Raw genomic sequence first — 17,898 nt, forward strand, 5'->3', positions numbered from 1 at the left:
GTACCGCGTTCCCGCGTAGGCTACCCTACCAAGCACTTGCTAGGGAGGCGTGATGGTTGTCGAAGCGGACACCATTCCGGCGGCACTCGCCCGCGCCGCCGAGCTGTTTCCCGGCCGGGAGGCGCTGGTGGACGGCCAGGTCCGGCTGACCTATCCCGAGCTGTACCAGCGGGTACGGCACTGCGCCGCACTGTTCGCCGCGCACGGCGTCCGGCCGGGCGACCGGGTGGCGATCTGCTCGCCGAACACCCACCACTGGGTGATCGCCGCGCTGGGCGCACTGCACGCGGGCGGCACGCTGGTGCCGATCAACACCCGGTTCACCGGACCGGAGATGCTGGACATCGTCGAGCGCAGTGCGGCCACGGCGCTGGTGGTCGCAGGCCCGTTCCTCGGCACCGACCGACTGGCCGAGCTGCGCGCGGCCGGATTCGACCGCCCGATCATGATCCTGCGCGTCCCGGTCGAGGGTGCGGCACCGGCCGAGCGGGGAGTGCTCGACTGGGACGCGGTGGACGCGACCGATCCGGGCGGGGCCGACGCCCGTGCGGAGGCGGTGCGGCCCGAGGATGTGAGCGACATCCTGTTCACCTCGGGCACCACCGGACGCAGCAAGGGGGCGATGACCAGCCACCGCCGGTCGCTCGGCGTCGCCGAGGCCTGGGCCGCATGCGGCGGGCTGACCGCGGACGACCGCTACCTGGTGCTCAACCCCTTCTTCCACAGCTTCGGCTACAAGGCGGGCATCCTGGCCGCGCTGCTGCGTGGCGCGACCCTGCTGCCAGAGGTCACCTTCGATGCCGTGCGGACCCTGCGCACGATCGAGCGGGAACGGATCACCGTGCTGCCCGGTGCGCCGACCATCTACCAGACCCTGTTGGACTCCCCAGCCTGCGGCGAGTACGACCGCACCAGCCTGCGGCTGGCCGTCACCGGCGCGGCCACCGTCCCGGTGACCCTGGTCGAGCGGATGCGGACCGACCTCGGGTTCGACACCGTGCTCACCGCCTACGGCCTGACCGAGGCCGTGGTGGCGACGATGTGCCGCCCCGAGGACGACTCCGCGACCATCGCCCGTACCTGTGGGCGCGCGGCCGCGGGCTTCGAGGTGCGGATCGCCGAGGACACCGGCGAGGTGCTGCTACGCGGCCCGAACCGGATGCTCGGCTACCTCGACGACGCCGAGGCCACCGCCGGGGCGATCGACGGCGAGGGGTGGCTGCACACCGGGGACGTGGGCACCCTGGACGAGCACGGCTACCTCACCATCACCGACCGGATCAAGGACGTCTACATCTGCGGCGGGTTCAACGTCTACCCCGCGGAGGTCGAGCAGGTGCTCACCCGGCTGCCCGGGGTGGCAGAGGCCGCGGTGGTCGGTGTGCCCGACACCAGGATGGGCGAGGTCGGCAAGGCATACCTTGTCGCAAGCCCCGGCTACACACTGTCCACCGCGGACATCGAACGGCATTGCAGGCAGAACCTCGCCAACTACAAGGTTCCCCGCCAGGTCGAGCTCCGGGAACGGTTGCCCCGCAATGCCGCTGGCAAGGTCCTCAAGCGGCTGCTTCGCGACGAACAGGAGAATCGATGACCGACGAGGTGGTGCGGTACGAACGACGCGGGGCGACCGCGCTGGTGACGATGAACCGTCCCGAGTACCGCAACGCGCAGAACTCGGCGATGACCTACGCCCTGGACGCCGCCTTCACCCGCGCGGTGGCTGACGACGAGGTGAAGGTGATCGTGCTGGCCGGCGCGGGCAAGCACTTCTCGGCGGGCCACGACATCGGCAGCCCCGGCCGGGACGCGGACACCTCCTTCGACCGCAAGGCCGTGCTGTGGTGGGACCACGTCGGTGCCGAGGGCGGGGACGCCCGCTTCGCAAGGGAGTCCGAGGTCTATCTCGGCATGTGCCGCCGCTGGCGGGAGATTCCCAAACCCACCATCGCCAGCGTGCAGGGCGCCTGCATCGCGGGCGGGCTGATGCTGGCCTGGGCCTGCGACCTGATCCTGGCCTCCGAGGACGCCTTCTTCGCCGATCCGGTGGTCCGGATGGGCATCCCCGGGGTGGAGTACTTCGCGCATCCCTGGGTGCTGGGCCCGCGCGCCGCCAAGGAGGTGCTGTTCACCGGGGAACGGTTCACCGCGGCGCAGGCCAAGGAATGGGGCATGCTCACCAGGGTGGTGCCACGCGCCGAGCTGGAGACCGAGACCCTCGATCTGGCCACACGGATCGCCGGGATGCCGCGGTTCGGGCTGGCACTGGCGAAGAAGGCGGTCAACCAGGCCGAGGACCTGATGGGCCTGCGCAGCGGGATGGACTCGGTGTTCGGGCTGCATCATTTCGCGCACGCGCACAATGCCGAGGTGGCCGGCGGCGACTCGCTCGGCGGGCAGGACGCGCGCTCGATGCGGGACGCGGGCTGAGATGGACCTCGAGCTGGACGAGCAGGCCACCCGGTTCCGCGAGGAGGTGCGCTCCTGGCTGGCCGAGAACGTGCCGCGCACGCCGCTGGCCTCCTTCGACACCGCCGAGGGCTTCGCGCAGCACCGGGACTGGGAGGCGAGGCTGGCCGAGGCGCGGCTGTCGGTGGTGGCCTGGCCGAGGGAGTTCGGCGGGCGGGGCGCGAGCCTGCTGGAGTGGGTGCTGTTCGAGGAGGAGTACTACGCCGCGGGCGCGCCGGGGCGGGTGAGCCAGAACGGCATCTTCATGCTCGCACCAACCCTGTTCTCGCACGGGACCGAGGAGCAGCGGCTGCGGATCCTGCCCCCGATGGCGCGCGGCGAGCAGGTATGGGCGCAGGCCTGGTCGGAGCCGGAGGCAGGCAGCGATATCGCCGCGCTGCGCAGCACCGCCACCCGCACCGAGGGTGGCTGGCTGCTTTCCGGGCAGAAGACCTGGAGCTCGCGCGCCACCTTCGCGGACCGGGCGTTCGGGCTGTTCCGCAGTGACCCTGACAGCGAGCGGCACCGGGGACTGACCTACCTCATGTTCGACCTGCGGGCCGAGGGCGTCCGGGTGCGCCCGATCCCCCAGCTCGACGGCGAGCCCGGCTTCGCGGAGATCTTCCTGGACGAGGTGTTCGTACCGGACGAGGACGTGCTCGGCGAGCCGGGCGAGGGCTGGCGGGTCGCGATGACCACCGCGAACAACGAACGCGGGCTGTCCCTGCGCAGCCCCGGCCGGTTCCTGGCGGCGGCGGACCGGCTGACCGGGCTGTGGCGGGAGGTCGGTGACCCTGCCGACACGGCGCTGGCCAGCCGCGTTGCCGACGCCTGGATCGGGGCGCGGGCCTACCAGCTCTACACCTTCGGCACGGTGACCCGGCTGCGCGAGGGCGGCAGCCTCGGGCCGGAGTCCAGCGTGAACAAACTGTTCTGGTCGCGGCTGGACCTCGAGTTGCACGAGACCGCGCTCGACCTGCTCGGGCCCGAAGGGGAGCTACGCGCCGAACGCCGCTGGGTGGACGGCTGGCTGTTCGCACTGGCCGGGCCGATCTACGGCGGCACCGACCAGATCCAGCGCAACACCGTGGCCGAGCGGCTGCTCGGCCTGCCGAGGGGTGAACGATGAGGTTCGCGCTTTCCACCGAGCACAAGGACTTCGCGGCAAGCATCGGTGACTTCCTTTCCGACGTGGACACAGCGGCGGCGGCGCGAGGCTGGGCGGCTGGCGAGCAGGGTCCCGGGCTGCGGGTGTGGCGCGGTCTGGCCGGGATCGGGGTCACCGGGCTGCTGGTGCCCGAGCGGTTCGACGGGCTCGGTGCCGACGCCGTCGGCCTGGTGGTGGCCTTCGAGCGGCTCGGGTACCACGCGGTGCCTGGGCCGTGGGTGGACACCGCCGCCGTGCTGCCGATGCTGCTGGAGGACGAGCTGCTGGCCGGGGTGGCCTCCGGCGAGACGATCGCCTCGATCGCGCTGCCGCCGCACGTTCCGTACGCGCTGGACGCGGATGTGGCCGAGGCGCGGATCGCGGTGGCCGGTACGCGGCTACGTGCTTTCACCCCCGGCAGGCCGCTGACCTCGGTCGATCCCTGCCGCAGGCTGTTCGAGGTACGCGAGGGCGAGGTGCTCGGCACCGCGGTCGACCCGCCCCTGGCCTTCGACACCGGTGTGCTGGCCACCGCGGCCCAGCTGCTCGGCGCGGGCCAGTGGCTGCTGGACGCCGCGGTGGACTATGCGTGTCGGCGCAGGCAGTACGGCCGCGAGATCGGCCGCTATCAGGCGGTCAAGCACCTGCTGGCCGATGTGGTCACCCGGCTGGAGCTGGCCAGGCCGCTGCTGCACGCGGCCGCGATCGCGGTCCGGGACGGTGCGCCGAGCCGGGCACGGGACGTGTCCGCGGCCAAGGTGGCGGCGGGCGAGGCCGCCGCCCTCGCGGCCCGTACCGGGCTACAGGTGCATGGCGCGATCGGCTACACCGCGGAGCACGAGCTCGGGCTGCGGCTGACCAAGGTGCGCGCGCTGGTGGCGGCCTGGGGAACGCAGGGCCTGCACCGCCGCCGGGTGCTGGACGCCGTCACCGGGACGGCCGCATGACGCCGGAGCAGCAGGCGCTCGGCGAGACGGTGCGTGCCGTGCTGCGGCGCTCCGCCGAGCGGGACGTATGGCCGCTGCTGTGTGCGCAGGTCGGGGTGGCGGCGCTGGCGATCCCGGAGTCGTTCGGCGGGCTGGGCGCCGGGCTGGCCGAGCTGCAGGTGGTCGCCGAGGAGCTGGGGCGGGAGCTGGTGCCCTGCCCCTTCCTGGGTTCCCCTGTGCTCGCCGCGCAGGCCCTGCTGGAGTGCGGGGACCAGGCAGCCTGTGCCCGGCTGCTGCCCGGAATCGCCGAGGGCAGGGTGACCGCGCTGGCCTGGGCGGACGAGCACGGCCGCTGGTCGCCGGAGCACGGCTGCGCCGTTTCCACCGGGTCCGTGCTGGACGGGCGGGCGGAGTACGTGCTGGACGCCGACCTCGCCGAGGCACTGCTGGTGGTGGCCGAGGTGGATGGTGAGCTCGGCCTGTTCGAGGTGGATCCTGCGCGGGCCGGGGTGCGGCGGTCGGAGTCGATGGACCCTGCCCGCCGCCTGGCCACCGTCGAGCTGCGGGGTGTTCCCGGCCTGCGAATCGGCGGGGACTTCCGGGCGGGCCTGCGCCGGGTGCGGGAGACCGCCTGCGCGGTGCTGGCCGCCGAGCAGGCGGGTGCGGCGGCCCGCGCGCTGGAGATCACCGTGGAGTACACCAAGCAGCGACAGCAGTTCGGCAGGCCGATCGGCGGTTTCCAGGCGCTCAAGCATCGGATGGCCGATCTGTACGTGCTGGTCGAGACGGCGTACTCCGCGGCCCGCGCGGTGCAGGGAGCCGGGCCGGACCGGGGCAGGCTGGCCGCGGCCGCCAAGGTGCACTGCTCCGAGGCCCTGTCCACGGTGGCCGCCGAGATGATCCAGCTGCACGGGGGAATCGGTGTCACCTGGGAACATCCGGCGCACCGCTACTTCAAACGCGCACACGGCGCCGCCCAGCTCTTCGGTCAACCACATGAGTACCTCCCCCAACTGCTGTGAGTGGCCCGTTCCCTGCATTTTTCGCAGGGGAACACAGTGGCGCGTCAGCGCCTCCGTCTGGGTGGCGGTGGGAGACGGGTGGGAGGGCCACTCACAGCAGAGGTCAGCGGACCTGGAGGTCGATGCAGGCGTAGAAGGCGTTGGCGGTGTCACCGATGTTCCACACCGCGAGCACCTTCTGCCTGCCACTCACCCCGCCCAGGTTCACCGTGTGCGAGACCGAGGGCGGCGGCTGCTGGTTGTGGCCGTCGACCTCGGCGATCTTGCGGCCGTTCAGGAAGTACTCGTAGTTCGCCGTGCGGTGCCGCGCGGTGAACGTCCAGTTGAAGGTCACCGTGTTCCCGACCGAGGTCGCGCGCCAGCCCTTGCTGTCGTCGTCCAGCTCGGCGAACCGGGAGTTGCCGCCGCTGCAGCTACGCAGGCCCTTGGGGCCCTCGACGCTCTGCGGTTCCCACTTGATCTGGCCACAGGGCACGGTGCCCTGAGCACATTGCGCCTGCCTGCTCGGCGGCGAGGACACGTACCCGTGCGCGTTGGCGACTCCCGCCGGGACGACCACGAGGGCGAGCGGAGCGATACCCGCACCCACCGCAGCGGCAACGAGCTTCCGTTTCGTATGCATGTCGACTCCTCTTCGGAGAACGGCGTTCCCAGTGGCGTTCCGACAGATCCGGCATTCCGGGATCTTCGAAAAGCAGGGGCCACTACAAGGAGGGAACGGTAGGGCGAAGAGCCAGGAACGGCCCTTCACCATGAGGGCGACATTGGCATCGGCGTACCGCGGCGAGCCGGCTCCCATTCCACGGTCATGCTTACCAATGTGGTCCAGACCATACGACGCCGTTTCCATTGTGGTCAAGAGGCGACAACGCGAGACCGGAACGGGTTAACGGGTTTCCGTAGCGCATTGCAGCAGGCGCACTCATTCCGATGCGTCCACTGCAACGGAAACCATTCTTGGCGCCTTGAGGACAGTTCCTGACCAATCCTTCACGGCAGATGGTGACTCCACGAATCCGCATCCGGCTTCCTTTCACTCACACGAGTGAACTTGTTCCACCCCCGGAACGGGAACATTCCATGGGACCGGGAAAGCCGCCGAACCCCCATGCGTGCCCCGAACCGGCGTCGGGGTTCCCCCGGTTCGGTCTCCGGGCGCGTCCCGGATGCAACCTGGCCTGCGTGCTGGGAATCCTGTCCGGTGCGTGCCGCGACCGCGGCCACAGGGACGTCTACGAGAAGGGGGACAACCACCATGTCCGAGCCACGGACGCCGGAAGCCGCAGCACAACGCCTCGGCATGCGGTCGGCCGGGATACTGGCGCTGGCAGGCACCGCACTCACGATCGTGAGCACCCTCCTCCAGCAACGGATGGACATCCCGCGCGGCGACCCACTTGGGGTGCTCGCCCACATCGATGCGCGACCGTGGTTCGCCGCGGCCCTGGCCGGCATGCTCGGGATGTTGTGCTGGGGCATGGCCTTCACGGCAGCCGGTCGCAGCCTCCGGGACCCTGCGGGCAGGACGCTCGCCCGGCTGGCCGAACCCGTGCTTCTCGTCGCGGTCGCGGTGTTCGCGGTGCACTACGCACACGACGGGTTCAGCGGCGGCGCGCTCGCCGCGCAGTGGTCCTCCGGTGAGCGGGAACCGGCCGCCGCCCTTGCGGACAGCCGCGTCATCGAGGCGCTGATCGGCGGCACCTCCATCCTGTCCCAGACCCTCATCGGCCTGGCGCTGGCGCTGTACGCCCTGGCGATGCTGCGCGGCAGGCAGTACCCGCGGGTGCTGTCCTGGGTGGGCCTCGTCGGTTCCGCCGGATGGTTTCTCGGCGGCTCGGCGCTGTTCCTGCGCCTGCCCGGAATGTCGTTCGAGGTCCTGCTCCCCTGCACCGGGCTGGCCACGGTCTGGGTGGTGGGTGTCGGGATCACGCTGCTGCGCGCCCGGGTCCCGCGCCGCTAGAACCAGTCGTCCGGCCGCGGCCAGGTGAGCAGTCCGCCAAGGTCCTCGCGCGGCTGGCCGTCCCCGGCACCGTCCGGCTCGGTGACCGTGTAGCGGCCGCGATAGAACAGCAGCGGCCGCTCGTCCCGGATCTCGCCCAGCGTGGTCACTCTGCCGATGACCACATAATGATCGCCGGCCTCGTGCACCGCATCCAGCTCGCAGTCCAGCCAGGTCAGCGCGCCGTGCAGCAGCGGGGCGCCGGAAGGAACCGTGCTCCACTCCACGGCGGCGAACTTGTCCTCGCCCCGCGCGCCGAACACCCCGCTCACCGCGCGCTGCCCCGCGGCCAGCACGTTCACCGCGAAATGCCCCGCCCGCTCGATGGCCCGCCAGCTGCGCGAGGTGCGGGCCGGGCAGAACAGCACCAGCGGCGGGTCGAGGGACAGCGCCGCGAAGGACTGGCAGGCGAACCCGACCGGCTGGTCCCCGTCCAGGCCGGTGACCACCGTGACGCCCGTGCAGAAGTGCCCGAGTACCGACCGGAACCGGGCGGAGTCGAAGGCGGGGGCGGCCGGGGTACTCATTGCTCGCGCGCACCGACCGAGAAGTCGTGCCCCCACAGGCTGACCGCGGTGCTCTCCCGCGCGATCCAGCTCTGGTCGTCCACCTGCCTGCCCTCGCAGCCGAACTCCACATCGAACCCACCGGGGGTCTTCATGTAGAAGGACAGCATCAGGTCGTTCACATGCCTGCCGAGGGTGGCCGACATCGGCACCTTCCGCCGCAGCGCGCGGTCGAGGCACAGCCCGACGTCGTCGGTGTTCTCCACCTCGACCATCAGGTGCACGATCCCGCTCGGCGTCGGCATCGGCAGGAACGCCAGGCTGTGGTGCCGCGGGTTGCAGCCGAAGAACCGCAGCCAGGCAGGCTCGCCGTCCGCGGGCCTGCCCACCAGCTGCGGGGGAAGGCGCATCGAGTCGCGCAGCCGGAACCCGAGCACGTCCCGGTAGAACTCCAGTGCCGCCTCGTCATCGTGGGTGGACAGCACCACGTGGCCCAGCCCCTGCTCCCCAGTGACGAAGGTGTGCCCGTAAGGGCTGACCACCCGCCGGTGCTCCAGCGCGACCCCGTGGAACACCTCCAGGGTGTTGCCGGAGGGGTCCTCGAAGGTGATCAGCTCGTACACCCGCCGGTCGGCCAGCTGCTCGGCGGTGCCCTCCTTGAACGGCACCCCCGCGGCCTGCAGGTTCCGCCGCACCTCATCCAGCTCCGCCGCGTTGGCCGTCTCCCAGCCCGCCTGCGCCAGCCGGTCGGTCTCCCCCGGGAAGATCACCAGCCGGGCGGGGAAGTCGTCCATCCGCAGGTACAGCGCGTCCGGGTCGGTGCCCTTGCCTTCGACCATGCCGAGCACCTTGAGCCCGTACTCCCGCCACTTCGCCATATCCGTGGCTTCGATCCGCAGGTAGCCGAGTGAGCGAATCCCCATAATCCTTCACCTGGTCAGGAAGTCGATGGACAGTTGGTTGAACTCGTCGAACTTCTCCAGCTGGGCCCAGTGCCCGCAGCGGCCGAACACGTGCAGCTGGGCCCGCGGGATGGTCTTCAGCGCCAGCAACGCGCCGTCCAGCGGGTTGACCCGGTCCTCCCGGCCCCAGATCAGCAGCACCCGCTGCCGTAGCCGGTGCGCCTCCCGCCAGAGCATGCCCAGCTCGTAGCCATCGGGGTCGGCGAAGGACGCACCCATCGCCGCCATCGCGGCCAGCGACTCCGGTGCGCTCGCCGCGGCGAACCGCTCCGCCACCAGCTCCTCGGTGATCAGCGACTGGTCGTAGACCATCACCCGCAGGAAGGCCTCCAGCTTCTCCTTGCTGGGCCCGGGTGGCGCGGCGAACCGGGCCAGGTTCTTGATGCCCTCGGTCGGATCGGGTGAGAACACGTTGACACTCAGCCCGCCAGGACCCATCAGCACCAGCCTGCCTGCCCGGTCCGGATGGTCCAGCGCCAGCCGCACCGCCGCGCCGCCGCCCAGCGAGTTGCCGACGATATGCGCCCGCTCGATGCGCAGCGCGTCCAGCAGGCCGACCACGGCGTTCGCGCTGTGCCGGAAGTACTGCGGGTGCTCGGTCGGCTTGTCCGAGCGGCCGAAACCCGGCTGGTCCACCGCGATGGTGCGGAAGGACTTGGCGAACACCGGGATGTTGCGCGCGAAGTTACTCCACGCCGAGGCTCCCGGCCCGCCGCCGTGCAGCAACAGCACCGTCTGCTCGTGTTCGGCGCCCGCCTCGTGATAGTGCAGCCGGAGGCCACCGGCGATCTCGACGTACTTGCCCTCGGTCATCGGTGCCCCTAGACCATCGAATCCTGGACCGGGAGGCCGAACTCCCCGGTACCGAACATCGTGTAGGCACGTTCCGGATCATTGGCGGCATGCACCCGCCCTGCGTGCGCGTCCCGCCAGAACCGCTGGATCGGGGTGCCCACCTTGAGCGCCCGGCCGCCGGAGTTCTCGAAGAGCCGGTCGATCGCCGCGATCGCCCGCTCGGTGCCGCGCACCTGGTCCCTGCGCACCCGCAGCCGGGTGGAGAACGGCAGCTTCTCCCCCGCCTCGGCGTGCGCGTACAGCTCACCGATGTTGTGCGTGAGCTGCAGCCAGGCCGCGTCGATCTCGCTGGCGGCCTCGGCGATCCGCACCTTCGCGAAGGGGTCCTCATTGGACTTCTCGCCCGCGTAGGCTGCCCGGACCCGCTTGCCCTGATGCTCCACATGCGCCTCGTAGGCGCCCTGCGCCATGCCGATGATCGGCGCGGTGATCGTGCTCGGATGCACCGAACCGAACGGCAGCTGGTACAGCGGCCCGGAGTTCGCCTCCTGGCCGGGCGTCTTGCACTTGGAAGTGGCGACGAAGCTCAGCGCCCGGTGCTGCGGGACGAACACGTCATCCACGATGATGTCGTTGCTGCCGGTGCCGCGCAGGCCGACGGTATCCCACACGTCGTCGATGGTGTAGTCGCTGATCGGCAGCAGGTAGGTGCAGAAGTCCACCGGCTTGCCCTCGGCGTCGAAGGCGGGAGCCCCAAGGAACACCCAGGTGGCGTGGTCACAGCCGGAGGAGAAGCTCCACCTTCCGGACAACCGGTAGCCACCTTCGACCACCTGCGCCTTGCCCATCGGGGCGTAGGACGAGGACACCAGCGTGTCCTCGTTCTCGCCCCACACCTCCTGTTGCGCGCGCAGGTCGAACAGCGCGAGGTGCCACGGGTGCACGCCGAGGATCGAGGCCACCCAGCCGGTGGAGCCGCAGGCGGACGCCACCAGTTTGACGGCGGTGTAGAAGCTGACCGGGTCGGCCTCGTACCCGCCGAAGGGCCGTGGTTGCAGCAGCTTGAAGAAGCCGGTCTCCTGCAGGGCCTTGATCGACTCGTCCGGAATCCGGCGCGCGTCCTCCGTGTCCTGGGCCCGCTCGCGCAGCGTGGGCAGTAGCTCCTCGATTCCAGCGAGCACCCCGCGGGCGTCCGGTGCGGCCATGTCCTGCCCCATCCCTTTGCTCATCCATCCCTCGCGGTCGTGGTGGCATCGTCCGCGCCACCGGAACCAAGACTAGAACATGTTCTCGTTTTTGTCGAGTCGGCCCAGCTCGCCCCCGACTCGATCTTCAGTCCACTATGGATCGGTCGACCGCGGGAACGGCTGCATGCGAACCGGCACGGCGGCCGGAGAACACGCAGTCCGCGAGCGACAGCCCGCTGACGTAGGAGCGAGAACATATTCCCACCGCGGACCGGCCCGCGGCGTAGAGCCCTGGCACCGGCGCGCCGTCCCGCCCGCGGACCTGCCCGGTGTCCTCGTCCACGACCAGCCCGCCGAGGGTCAGCATCGGGCAGGGGTAGCCGAGGTTCGGCCGGATCGAGACGTCCACCAGCGAGTACGGCGGGGTGCGCAACGGTCGGCTGAACTCCGCCGGTTTGCCTTCCGGGTCCGCTCCCCCACCCTCGGCGGCCGCGTTGTATGCCCGCACCGAGGCGGCGAGCCCCTCAGGGTCCACCCCGGCGCGCCGCGCCACGGCCTCGACCGAGTCCGCGCTGACCCGGCCCCTGCCCAGCAGGTAGAGCGCCTGCAGCCACTGGAACCACTGGCTCTGTGCGCGGGCGGTGCGCCGGGCCTCGCGCACGATCGCGCGGTCGATGAGCAGCCAGCCCCGGCCGCCGTGCCCGCTGATCAGCGCCTCGCCGATAGCGGCGCCGTAGCGGGACTCGTCGATCACCCTGCGGCCGTCGGCACCGACCAGGATCCCACCGAGGAAGGCGCTCGGCGGGGTGAGGAACCGCCAGGCCGAGATCCGGTCCAGCGCGGCCGTCGCCGCACCCGCCTCGACCCCGAGCCGGATCCCTGAGCCGTCGTCACCCGCCGTGCCCAGCGGGAGCCCGCCCCGGTAGGCGGGCGCGTGCTCGCGCATCAGCCCCCGGTTGGCCACGAAACCGCCCGCCGCCAGCACCACCCCACGGCGCGCCGTGACCCGCAACTCCCGGGCGAACCGCCGCTCCAGCGCGGTCACCCCGCGGTTCAGCAGCCTGCCAAGCGCGGGCACGTAGAGACCGGGTTTGGCCGCGTACCGTGCCAGCAGCCGATGCGCGGCCCGCACCCAGGCCGGGGCGTCCCGCAGGCTGTCCAGTACCACTCCGGTGACCGTGCCGTCCGGGCCGGTCAGCAGCCCGCGGGCACGCGACTGGGGCAGCACCCGGACACCACGCCGCCGCGCCGCCGCCGCGAGGCGGGCGAACAGCAGCTTGCCCGAGGTACCCCGCCCCTTCACCCGGTGCCCGCGCGGCGCGGGCGGCGCCACCTGGCGAAATGCCCCCGCCGCCTCACTGCCCGAGTAGTACAGGTAGTAGTCGTCATTGGGATACGAGGTCTTGTCCGGGCACAGGCTGCCCTCGAACGGCACCCCCTGCCGCTCCAGCCAGGTGATCATGGCGGTGCTGCCGGAGCAGAAGCGACGCAGGGTCGGTTCGCTCACCACGTCCCCGGCCTCCAGCCGGAGGTAGTCGTACATCGCCTGTTCCGAGTCGGCCACCCCGGCGGCGCGCTGCTGCTCGGTGCCGCCGCCCGCGTACACCACACCGCCGGAAAGGGCGCTCGCCCCTCCCCCTGCGAACCGGTCCACCACCAGGACCTCGGCCCCCGCCTCGGCGGCCTCGATGGCCGCGCAGGCCCCGGCCGCGCCGAACCCGATCACCAGGACATCGGTGTACGTTTCCGCGGGATCTGCCATGCGCATCACCCTAGAACTGAAACACGTTCTCGTCTATGGTGAGGGCAACGGCGGCCACCTGGCTGCCATAAAGCTATAACGTGTTTCAGAATATCGCTCGGAGGTGGCATGACGAGCCAAGGCGGCCACGAGGAGTTCGACGTCGTCGTGGTCGGCAGCGGGGCCGCGGGCATGACCGCCGCGCTCGCCGCCGCCCATGCCGGGCTCCAGGTCGTGGTGGTCGAGAAGGCCGGCCGGTTCGGCGGGTCCACCGCCCGTTCCGGTGGCGGCGTGTGGATCCCGAACAACGAGGCACTGGTGGCCGCGGGAGTACGGGACACGCCCGAGCGGGCGCGCGAGTACCTGGCCGCCATCGTCGGCGACGTGGTGCCCGCCGAGCTGCGCGAGACCTACCTGGACCGGGGTCCCGAGGTGCTCGCCTTCCTGCACCAGCGCACCCCGTTGCGGATGCGCTGGGTCCGGGACTACGCCGACTACCACCCGGAGGCACCCGGTGGCCGCGCCGGCGGCCGGTCGGTGGAGCCAGGGCCGCTGGACGGCCGGATCCTGGGCGCGGAGCTGGCGAACCTAGAGCCGCCGTACAGCGCGCTGCCCAAGGGCGTGCCGATGACCCAGGCCGACTTCCGCTGGCTCAGCCTGGTGGCACGGCATCCACGCGGGCTGCTCCGGCTGTGCGGGCTGGGCCTGCGCACCCTCGCCGGCCGGGTCACCGGCAAGAACCTGCTGTCCATGGGCCAGGCGCTGGCCGCGGGCCTGCGCGCGGGCCTGCTGCGCGCAGCGGTACCGGTATGGCTGGACACCCCGCTGACCGGCCTTGAGATGGCGAACGGCCGGGTCACCGGGGCGCGGGTGGAGCGCGAAGGCAGGCAGGTACTGCTACGCGCCCGGCGCGGGGTGGTGCTGGCCTCCGGCGGCTTCGAGCACAACGAGGAGATGCGCGTCAAGTACCAGCGTCCCCCGATCGGCACCGAGTGGACGGTGGGCGCGAAGGCCAACACCGGGGACGGGATCAGCGCGGGCCTGGCGCTGGGCGCGGCGGTGGACCTGATGGACGACGCCTGGTGGGGGCCGTCCATCCCGCTCACCGGCGGGCCCTGGTTCGCCCTTGCCGAGCGCTCGCGACCTGGCTGCGTGCTGGTCAACGGGCGGGGCAGGCGGTTCGTCAACGAGTCGGCCCCGTATGTGGAGGCCGTGCACGCCATGTACGGCGATGGCGACGGCCCGGCCGAGAACATCCCCACCTGGCTGGTGTTCGACCAGCGCTACCGCAACCGGTACATGTTCACCGGTCTCGGCCCACGCCAGCCGCTGCCGGGGCGCTGGTTCAAGGCCGGGATCGCGGCCAAGGCGGGCACGCTGGCCGAGCTGGCCGAGCGGATCGAGGTACCGGCCGGCGAGCTGGTGGCCACGGTGGAGCGGTTCAACGCCTTCGCCCGCGCCGGCGAGGATGAGGACTTCGGCCGCGGGCGCAGCGCCTACGACCACTACTACGGCGACCCGCGTAACCGGCCGAATCCCAGCCTCGGTGCGCTGGAGCGGGCGCCCTTCTACGCGGTCCGGATCGTGCCCGGTGACCTGGGCACCAAGGGTGGGCTGCGGATCGACACCAGGGCACGGGTGCTGCGCGAGGACGGTTCGGTGATCACCGGGCTGTACGCGGCTGGCAACGCCAGCGCCGCCGTGATGGGCCATACCTACGCGGGTCCTGGCGCGACCATCGGACCGGCCATGGTGTTCGGCTACCTTGCGGCCGAACACCTTGCGATCAACAATCCGACCAGCGAGGCGGTCGAGCGAGCAGGTGGAGGTAACCGATGACCAAGGCAGATGGCGTGCGCACGATCGACGCCGGCGCCCCGCCGGCCCGGTTCGCCCGCGGCTGGCACTGCCTCGGCCTCGCCGAGACGTTCAAGGACGGCAAGCCACACGCGATCAACGCCTTCGGCACCAAACTCGTGGTGTTCCAGAGCCAGGACGACGGCAAGCTCAACGTGCTGGACGGCTACTGCCGGCACATGGGCGGCGACCTCACCCAGGGCACGATCAAGGGCAACGAGGTCGCCTGCCCCTTCCACGACTGGCGCTGGGCCGGCAACGGCAAGTGTGTCTCGATCCCCTACGCAAAACGGGTTCCGCTGCGGGCCAGGACCCGCTCCTGGATCACCATGGAGGAGAACAAGCAGCTGTTCGTATGGAACGACCCTGAGGGCAACCCGCCGCCGGATGACGTGGTGATCCCCCGGATCGAGGGCGTCTTCAACGGCGAGTGGAGCAACTGGACCTGGGACTCGGTGCTCATCGAGGGCGCCAACTGCCGCGAGATCGTGGATAACGTGGTGGACATGGCGCACTTCTTCTACATCCACTTCGCCTTCCCGACCTACTTCAAGAACGTGTTCGAGGGACATATCGCCACCCAGTACCTGAACACCAAGGGCAGGCCGGACGTGGGGATGGCCTCGAACTACGGCGGCGAGGAGAACCTGCTGCGCTCGGAGGCCTCGTACTACGGTCCCTCGTACATGATCAACACCTTGCTGAACACCTACAAGGGTCTCGAGATCGAGAACGTCCTGATCAACTGTCACTACCCTGTTACGGAGGACTCCTTCGTGCTGCAATGGGGCGTGATCGTCAAGAAGCTGCCCGGGGTTTCCGACGAGCAGGCGGACAAGATCGCGGGCAAGTTCGCCAAGAGCATCGGCGTCGGCTTCATGCAGGACGTGGAAATCTGGAAGAACAAGACCCGGATCGACAACCCGCTGCTGTGCGAGGAGGACGGGCCGGTTTACCAGCTACGTCGCTGGTACGACCAGTTCTATGTGGACGCGGCCGAGGTCACCGAGGACATGACCGGCCGGTTCGAGTTCGAAGTGGACACCACGAGGGCGAACGAGGTGTGGTCCAAGGAGGTCGCCGACAACCTGGCCCGGCAGCAGGAGGCCGGGGTGTGAGCGCAGGCCAGGAGAGCAACACGACCGAGCGGCAGGAGTTCCTCAGCGGCGGCCTGCGGCCACACCACTGCGCCTCCTGCGGAACCTGCGTGCTGGTGAAGAAGAACAGCATGCAGCACACCAGCATCCAGTGGACCACCGATCCGGCCACCAGCTGCCCGGTGTTCGCCGAGCGGGTGGCCGGCGGCGCGAACACGGCGCTGCTGGACACCTGCGAGAAACTGGCGGACAGCATCGCGCAGGCGGCCTGGGACGGCAGCCTGGAGGTGGGCGGTGCCTGAGTCTCACGTGCTGCGGGTCGCCGAGGTGGTCGAGGAGACCGCGGACGCCTGCTCGGTGGTGTTCGACCCGACCCCGGAGCAGGCCCGGCGACTGGAGTACCGGCCGGGGCAGTTCCTCACCGTGCGGGTGCCGAGCGAGCGGTGCGGTTCGGTGGCGCGGTGCTACTCGTTGTCCAGCTCTCCACATACCGGGGACGCGCCGAAAATCACGGTCAAGCGTACCGCGGATGGTTACGCCTCCCATTGGATCTGCGACAACCTGCGGGCCGGAGCGGACCTGGAGGTGCTGCCGCCCAGTGGCGTGTTCACCCCGGCCTCGCTGGAGGAGGATCTGCTGCTGTTCGCCGCGGGTAGCGGGATCACCCCGGTCATCTCGATCGTGAAATCGGTGCTGGCAAAGGGAACCGGCAGGCTGGTGCTGATCTACGCCAACCGGGACGAGCGCTCGGTGATCTTCGGCACGGAACTGCGGGAGCTGGCCGCGGCCGCGCCGGACCGGCTCACCGTGGTGCACTGGCTGGAGACCGTGCAGGGCTTGCCGGACGCCGAACGGCTGCGGGCACTGGCCACGCCGTTCGCCGGGTACCAGGCGTTTGTCTGCGGACCCAAGCCGTTCATGACCGCCGCGACCAGCGCGCTGAAGGCACTGGACGTGCCGCGGAACCGGATGCGCACGGAGAAGTTCGTCTCGTTGGGCGGTAACCCGTTCGAGAAGGTGAAACCGGCGGAGGTCAGCTCGGAGGAGCAGGGACCGGCCTCGGTACACGTCGAACTGGATGGGCAGCAGCACTCCTTTTCCTGGCCGCGAAAGCAGAAACTGCTGGACTTGTTGCTGGAGCATGGCCTGGACGCACCCTTCTCCTGCCGGGCAGGCGCGTGCAGTGCCTGCGCCTGCCGGATAACCTCGGGCGAGGTGCGCATGCTGGAGAACGACGTGCTCGAACCGGACGATCTGGACGAGGGCATCGTGCTGGCCTGCCAGTCCCTTCCGGTCACCGACGACGTGTCCGTCAGCTACGAGTAGGAGCCCCGATGCCCATCGACCCTGCCGTCGCGATCGGTGCCGAACTGGACGAGCTGCGCTTCGCCTGGACCTCCTCCGACGTCCTGCTCTACCACCTCGCCCTCGGCGCAGGTGCGAACCCGACCGATGCCGCCGAGTTGCGCTACGCCTACGAGGCGGACCTGCGGGTGCTGCCGAGTTTCGCCACCGTCGCGCCGAACCTGCGTACCTTCGAACCGCCGTCGGTGTCCTTCCCCGGGGTGGAGATCGATCTCGCCAAGGTGGTGCACGGGAAGCAGGCGGTCACCGTGCACCGGCCGATCCCGGTGGAGGGTAAGGCGGTGGCCCGCACCCGGATCACGGACGTGCTGGACAAGGGCAAGGCCGCGGTGATCCTGCAGGAGACCACGGTGACCGAGCCGGACGGCAGTCCGCTGTGGACTGCCGAATCGAGCATCTTCGCCCGTGGCGAGGGCGGATTCGGGGGCGAGCGCGGGAGCTCGGACCGGATCGACCCGCCGGACCGCGCACCCGACGCCGTTGTCGACACGCCGACACTGCCGCAGCAGGCCCTGCTGTACCGGTTGTGCGGTGACCGCAACCCCCTGCACGCCGACCCCGAATTCGCCGCCCGCGCCGGGTTCGAGGTACCGATCCTGCACGGGTTGTGTACGTACGGGGTGGTTGCCAAAGCCGTCACCGACGCGATGCTGGACGCCGACGTCACCCGCATCCGCTCCTGGTCGGCGAAGTTCGCCGGAATCGTGCTGCCAGGCGAAACCCTGCGCACCCGGATCTGGCAAGAGAACGGCAACCTGGTGGTCACCACCGTCGCCCTGGACCGCGACGAAGCCCCCGTACTCACCGACGCCCTCCTCGAACCCACCCCATAATTCGTGTTTGCCG

17 protein-coding genes are annotated in these 17,898 nt (G+C 70.4%); 11 read left to right on the top strand and 6 right to left on the bottom strand.

The window, feature by feature from the left end; genetic code table 11:
* Positions 1-52 precede the first annotated feature (52 nt).
* The 5 genes from KOI47_RS20310 to KOI47_RS20330 are packed head-to-tail and all read left to right on the top strand — an operon-like array spanning position 53 to position 5,543.
* Positions 53-1,594 (top strand): FadD3 family acyl-CoA ligase, encoded by a 1,542-nt coding sequence (locus KOI47_RS20310; RefSeq protein WP_216205815.1) that lies wholly within the window; start codon positions 53-55, stop codon positions 1,592-1,594.
* Positions 1,591-2,430: an enoyl-CoA hydratase gene (locus KOI47_RS20315; RefSeq protein ID WP_216205820.1), complete on the top strand. Its 840-nt coding sequence runs from the start codon at positions 1,591-1,593 to the stop codon at positions 2,428-2,430. Before KOI47_RS20310 ends, KOI47_RS20315 begins: the two co-directional genes overlap by 4 nt.
* A 1-nt stretch (position 2,431) precedes the next feature.
* Positions 2,432-3,577: an acyl-CoA dehydrogenase family protein gene (locus KOI47_RS20320; RefSeq protein ID WP_216205823.1), complete on the top strand. Its 1,146-nt coding sequence runs from the start codon at positions 2,432-2,434 to the stop codon at positions 3,575-3,577.
* Complete coding sequence (locus KOI47_RS20325; protein WP_216205826.1) at positions 3,574-4,542, top strand: acyl-CoA dehydrogenase family protein; 969 nt, start codon at positions 3,574-3,576, stop codon at positions 4,540-4,542. Before KOI47_RS20320 ends, KOI47_RS20325 begins: the two co-directional genes overlap by 4 nt.
* Positions 4,539-5,543 carry an acyl-CoA dehydrogenase family protein gene (locus KOI47_RS20330; protein ID WP_216205829.1) on the top strand — a complete coding sequence of 335 codons (1,005 nt, stop codon included), beginning with the start codon at positions 4,539-4,541 and terminating at the stop codon, positions 5,541-5,543. Before KOI47_RS20325 ends, KOI47_RS20330 begins: the two co-directional genes overlap by 4 nt.
* Before the next feature lie 103 nt (positions 5,544-5,646).
* On the opposite strand, the gene KOI47_RS20335 is transcribed toward KOI47_RS20330, so the two are convergent.
* Positions 5,647-6,165 (bottom strand): lytic polysaccharide monooxygenase auxiliary activity family 9 protein, encoded by a 519-nt coding sequence (locus KOI47_RS20335; protein ID WP_216205832.1) that lies wholly within the window; start codon positions 6,163-6,165, stop codon positions 5,647-5,649.
* Positions 6,166-6,798: 633 nt separating this feature from the next.
* On the opposite strand from KOI47_RS20335, the gene KOI47_RS20340 reads away from it, so the two are divergent.
* The gene (locus KOI47_RS20340) at positions 6,799-7,503 is read left to right on the top strand and encodes a DUF4386 family protein (RefSeq protein ID WP_216205835.1); all 705 of its coding nucleotides are present in this window, start codon (positions 6,799-6,801) and stop codon (positions 7,501-7,503) included.
* Here the strand turns inward: KOI47_RS20340 and hsaB are convergent.
* From hsaB to KOI47_RS20365, 5 genes are all read right to left on the bottom strand, one after another.
* Complete coding sequence (hsaB, locus tag KOI47_RS20345; protein WP_216205838.1) at positions 7,500-8,069, bottom strand: 3-hydroxy-9,10-secoandrosta-1,3,5(10)-triene-9,17-dione monooxygenase reductase subunit; 570 nt, start codon at positions 8,067-8,069, stop codon at positions 7,500-7,502. The two genes, KOI47_RS20340 and hsaB, sit on opposite strands and share 4 nt — an antisense overlap.
* Complete coding sequence (hsaC, locus tag KOI47_RS20350; RefSeq protein WP_216205841.1) at positions 8,066-8,971, bottom strand: iron-dependent extradiol dioxygenase HsaC; 906 nt, start codon at positions 8,969-8,971, stop codon at positions 8,066-8,068. The genes hsaB and hsaC overlap by 4 nt, the downstream gene beginning before the upstream one ends.
* Before the next feature lie 6 nt (positions 8,972-8,977).
* Positions 8,978-9,823 carry a 4,5:9,10-diseco-3-hydroxy-5,9,17-trioxoandrosta-1(10),2-diene-4-oate hydrolase gene (hsaD, locus tag KOI47_RS20355; RefSeq protein WP_216205844.1) on the bottom strand — a complete coding sequence of 282 codons (846 nt, stop codon included), beginning with the start codon at positions 9,821-9,823 and terminating at the stop codon, positions 8,978-8,980.
* An 8-nt stretch (positions 9,824-9,831) separates the two neighbouring features.
* On the bottom strand, positions 9,832-11,010 hold the full coding sequence (gene hsaA / locus KOI47_RS20360) for a 3-hydroxy-9,10-secoandrosta-1,3,5(10)-triene-9,17-dione monooxygenase oxygenase subunit (RefSeq protein WP_216217426.1): 1,179 nt from the start codon (positions 11,008-11,010) through the stop codon (positions 9,832-9,834).
* A 127-nt stretch (positions 11,011-11,137) separates the two neighbouring features.
* On the bottom strand, positions 11,138-12,754 hold the full coding sequence (locus KOI47_RS20365; protein ID WP_216205864.1) for an FAD-binding protein: 1,617 nt from the start codon (positions 12,752-12,754) through the stop codon (positions 11,138-11,140).
* Between the two features lie 108 nt (positions 12,755-12,862).
* Here KOI47_RS20365 and kstD point away from each other — a divergent pair, with 108 nt between their 5' ends.
* From kstD to KOI47_RS20390, 5 genes are read left to right on the top strand one after another with little or no spacing between them, the layout of a single operon-like run.
* A complete protein-coding gene (gene kstD, locus KOI47_RS20370) occupies positions 12,863-14,572 on the top strand; it encodes a 3-oxosteroid 1-dehydrogenase (RefSeq protein ID WP_216205867.1) in 1,710 nt (569 codons plus the stop codon).
* Positions 14,569-15,708: a Rieske 2Fe-2S domain-containing protein gene (locus tag KOI47_RS20375; protein WP_216205869.1), complete on the top strand. Its 1,140-nt coding sequence runs from the start codon at positions 14,569-14,571 to the stop codon at positions 15,706-15,708. The genes kstD and KOI47_RS20375 overlap by 4 nt, the downstream gene beginning before the upstream one ends.
* On the top strand, positions 15,705-15,989 hold the full coding sequence (locus KOI47_RS20380; protein ID WP_216205873.1) for a hypothetical protein: 285 nt from the start codon (positions 15,705-15,707) through the stop codon (positions 15,987-15,989). The genes KOI47_RS20375 and KOI47_RS20380 overlap by 4 nt, the downstream gene beginning before the upstream one ends.
* Positions 15,982-17,013 carry a ferredoxin--NADP reductase gene (locus KOI47_RS20385; RefSeq protein ID WP_216205876.1) on the top strand — a complete coding sequence of 344 codons (1,032 nt, stop codon included), beginning with the start codon at positions 15,982-15,984 and terminating at the stop codon, positions 17,011-17,013. The genes KOI47_RS20380 and KOI47_RS20385 overlap by 8 nt, the downstream gene beginning before the upstream one ends.
* An 8-nt stretch (positions 17,014-17,021) precedes the next feature.
* Positions 17,022-17,885 carry a MaoC/PaaZ C-terminal domain-containing protein gene (locus KOI47_RS20390; RefSeq protein WP_216205878.1) on the top strand — a complete coding sequence of 288 codons (864 nt, stop codon included), beginning with the start codon at positions 17,022-17,024 and terminating at the stop codon, positions 17,883-17,885.
* Positions 17,886-17,898: the final 13 nt, after the last annotated feature.

Source organism: Amycolatopsis aidingensis (assembly GCF_018885265.1).
GTDB classification, from domain to species: Bacteria; Actinomycetota; Actinomycetes; order Mycobacteriales; family Pseudonocardiaceae; genus Amycolatopsis; species Amycolatopsis aidingensis.

Bases quoted from the DNA above. Each gene is read 5' to 3' on its own strand.
- hsaB (WP_216205838.1), bottom strand. From the start codon at position 8,069: ATGAGTACCCCGGCCGCCCCCGCCTTCGACTCCGCCCGGTTCCGGTCG.
- hsaA (WP_216217426.1), bottom strand. From the start codon at position 11,010: ATGGCCGCACCGGACGCCCGCGGGGTGCTCGCTGGAATCGAGGAGCTA.
- KOI47_RS20375 (WP_216205869.1), top strand. From the start codon at position 14,569: ATGACCAAGGCAGATGGCGTGCGCACGATCGACGCCGGCGCCCCGCCG.
- KOI47_RS20365 (WP_216205864.1), bottom strand. From the start codon at position 12,754: ATGGCAGATCCCGCGGAAACGTACACCGATGTCCTGGTGATCGGGTTC.
- hsaD (WP_216205844.1), bottom strand. From the start codon at position 9,823: ATGACCGAGGGCAAGTACGTCGAGATCGCCGGTGGCCTCCGGCTGCAC.
- KOI47_RS20310 (WP_216205815.1), top strand. From the start codon at position 53: ATGGTTGTCGAAGCGGACACCATTCCGGCGGCACTCGCCCGCGCCGCC.
- KOI47_RS20335 (WP_216205832.1), bottom strand. From the start codon at position 6,165: ATGCATACGAAACGGAAGCTCGTTGCCGCTGCGGTGGGTGCGGGTATC.
- KOI47_RS20315 (WP_216205820.1), top strand. From the start codon at position 1,591: ATGACCGACGAGGTGGTGCGGTACGAACGACGCGGGGCGACCGCGCTG.
- KOI47_RS20325 (WP_216205826.1), top strand. From the start codon at position 3,574: ATGAGGTTCGCGCTTTCCACCGAGCACAAGGACTTCGCGGCAAGCATC.
- KOI47_RS20390 (WP_216205878.1), top strand. From the start codon at position 17,022: ATGCCCATCGACCCTGCCGTCGCGATCGGTGCCGAACTGGACGAGCTG.
- KOI47_RS20340 (WP_216205835.1), top strand. From the start codon at position 6,799: ATGTCCGAGCCACGGACGCCGGAAGCCGCAGCACAACGCCTCGGCATG.
- hsaC (WP_216205841.1), bottom strand. From the start codon at position 8,971: ATGGGGATTCGCTCACTCGGCTACCTGCGGATCGAAGCCACGGATATG.
- KOI47_RS20330 (WP_216205829.1), top strand. From the start codon at position 4,539: ATGACGCCGGAGCAGCAGGCGCTCGGCGAGACGGTGCGTGCCGTGCTG.
- KOI47_RS20320 (WP_216205823.1), top strand. From the start codon at position 2,432: ATGGACCTCGAGCTGGACGAGCAGGCCACCCGGTTCCGCGAGGAGGTG.
- kstD (WP_216205867.1), top strand. From the start codon at position 12,863: ATGACGAGCCAAGGCGGCCACGAGGAGTTCGACGTCGTCGTGGTCGGC.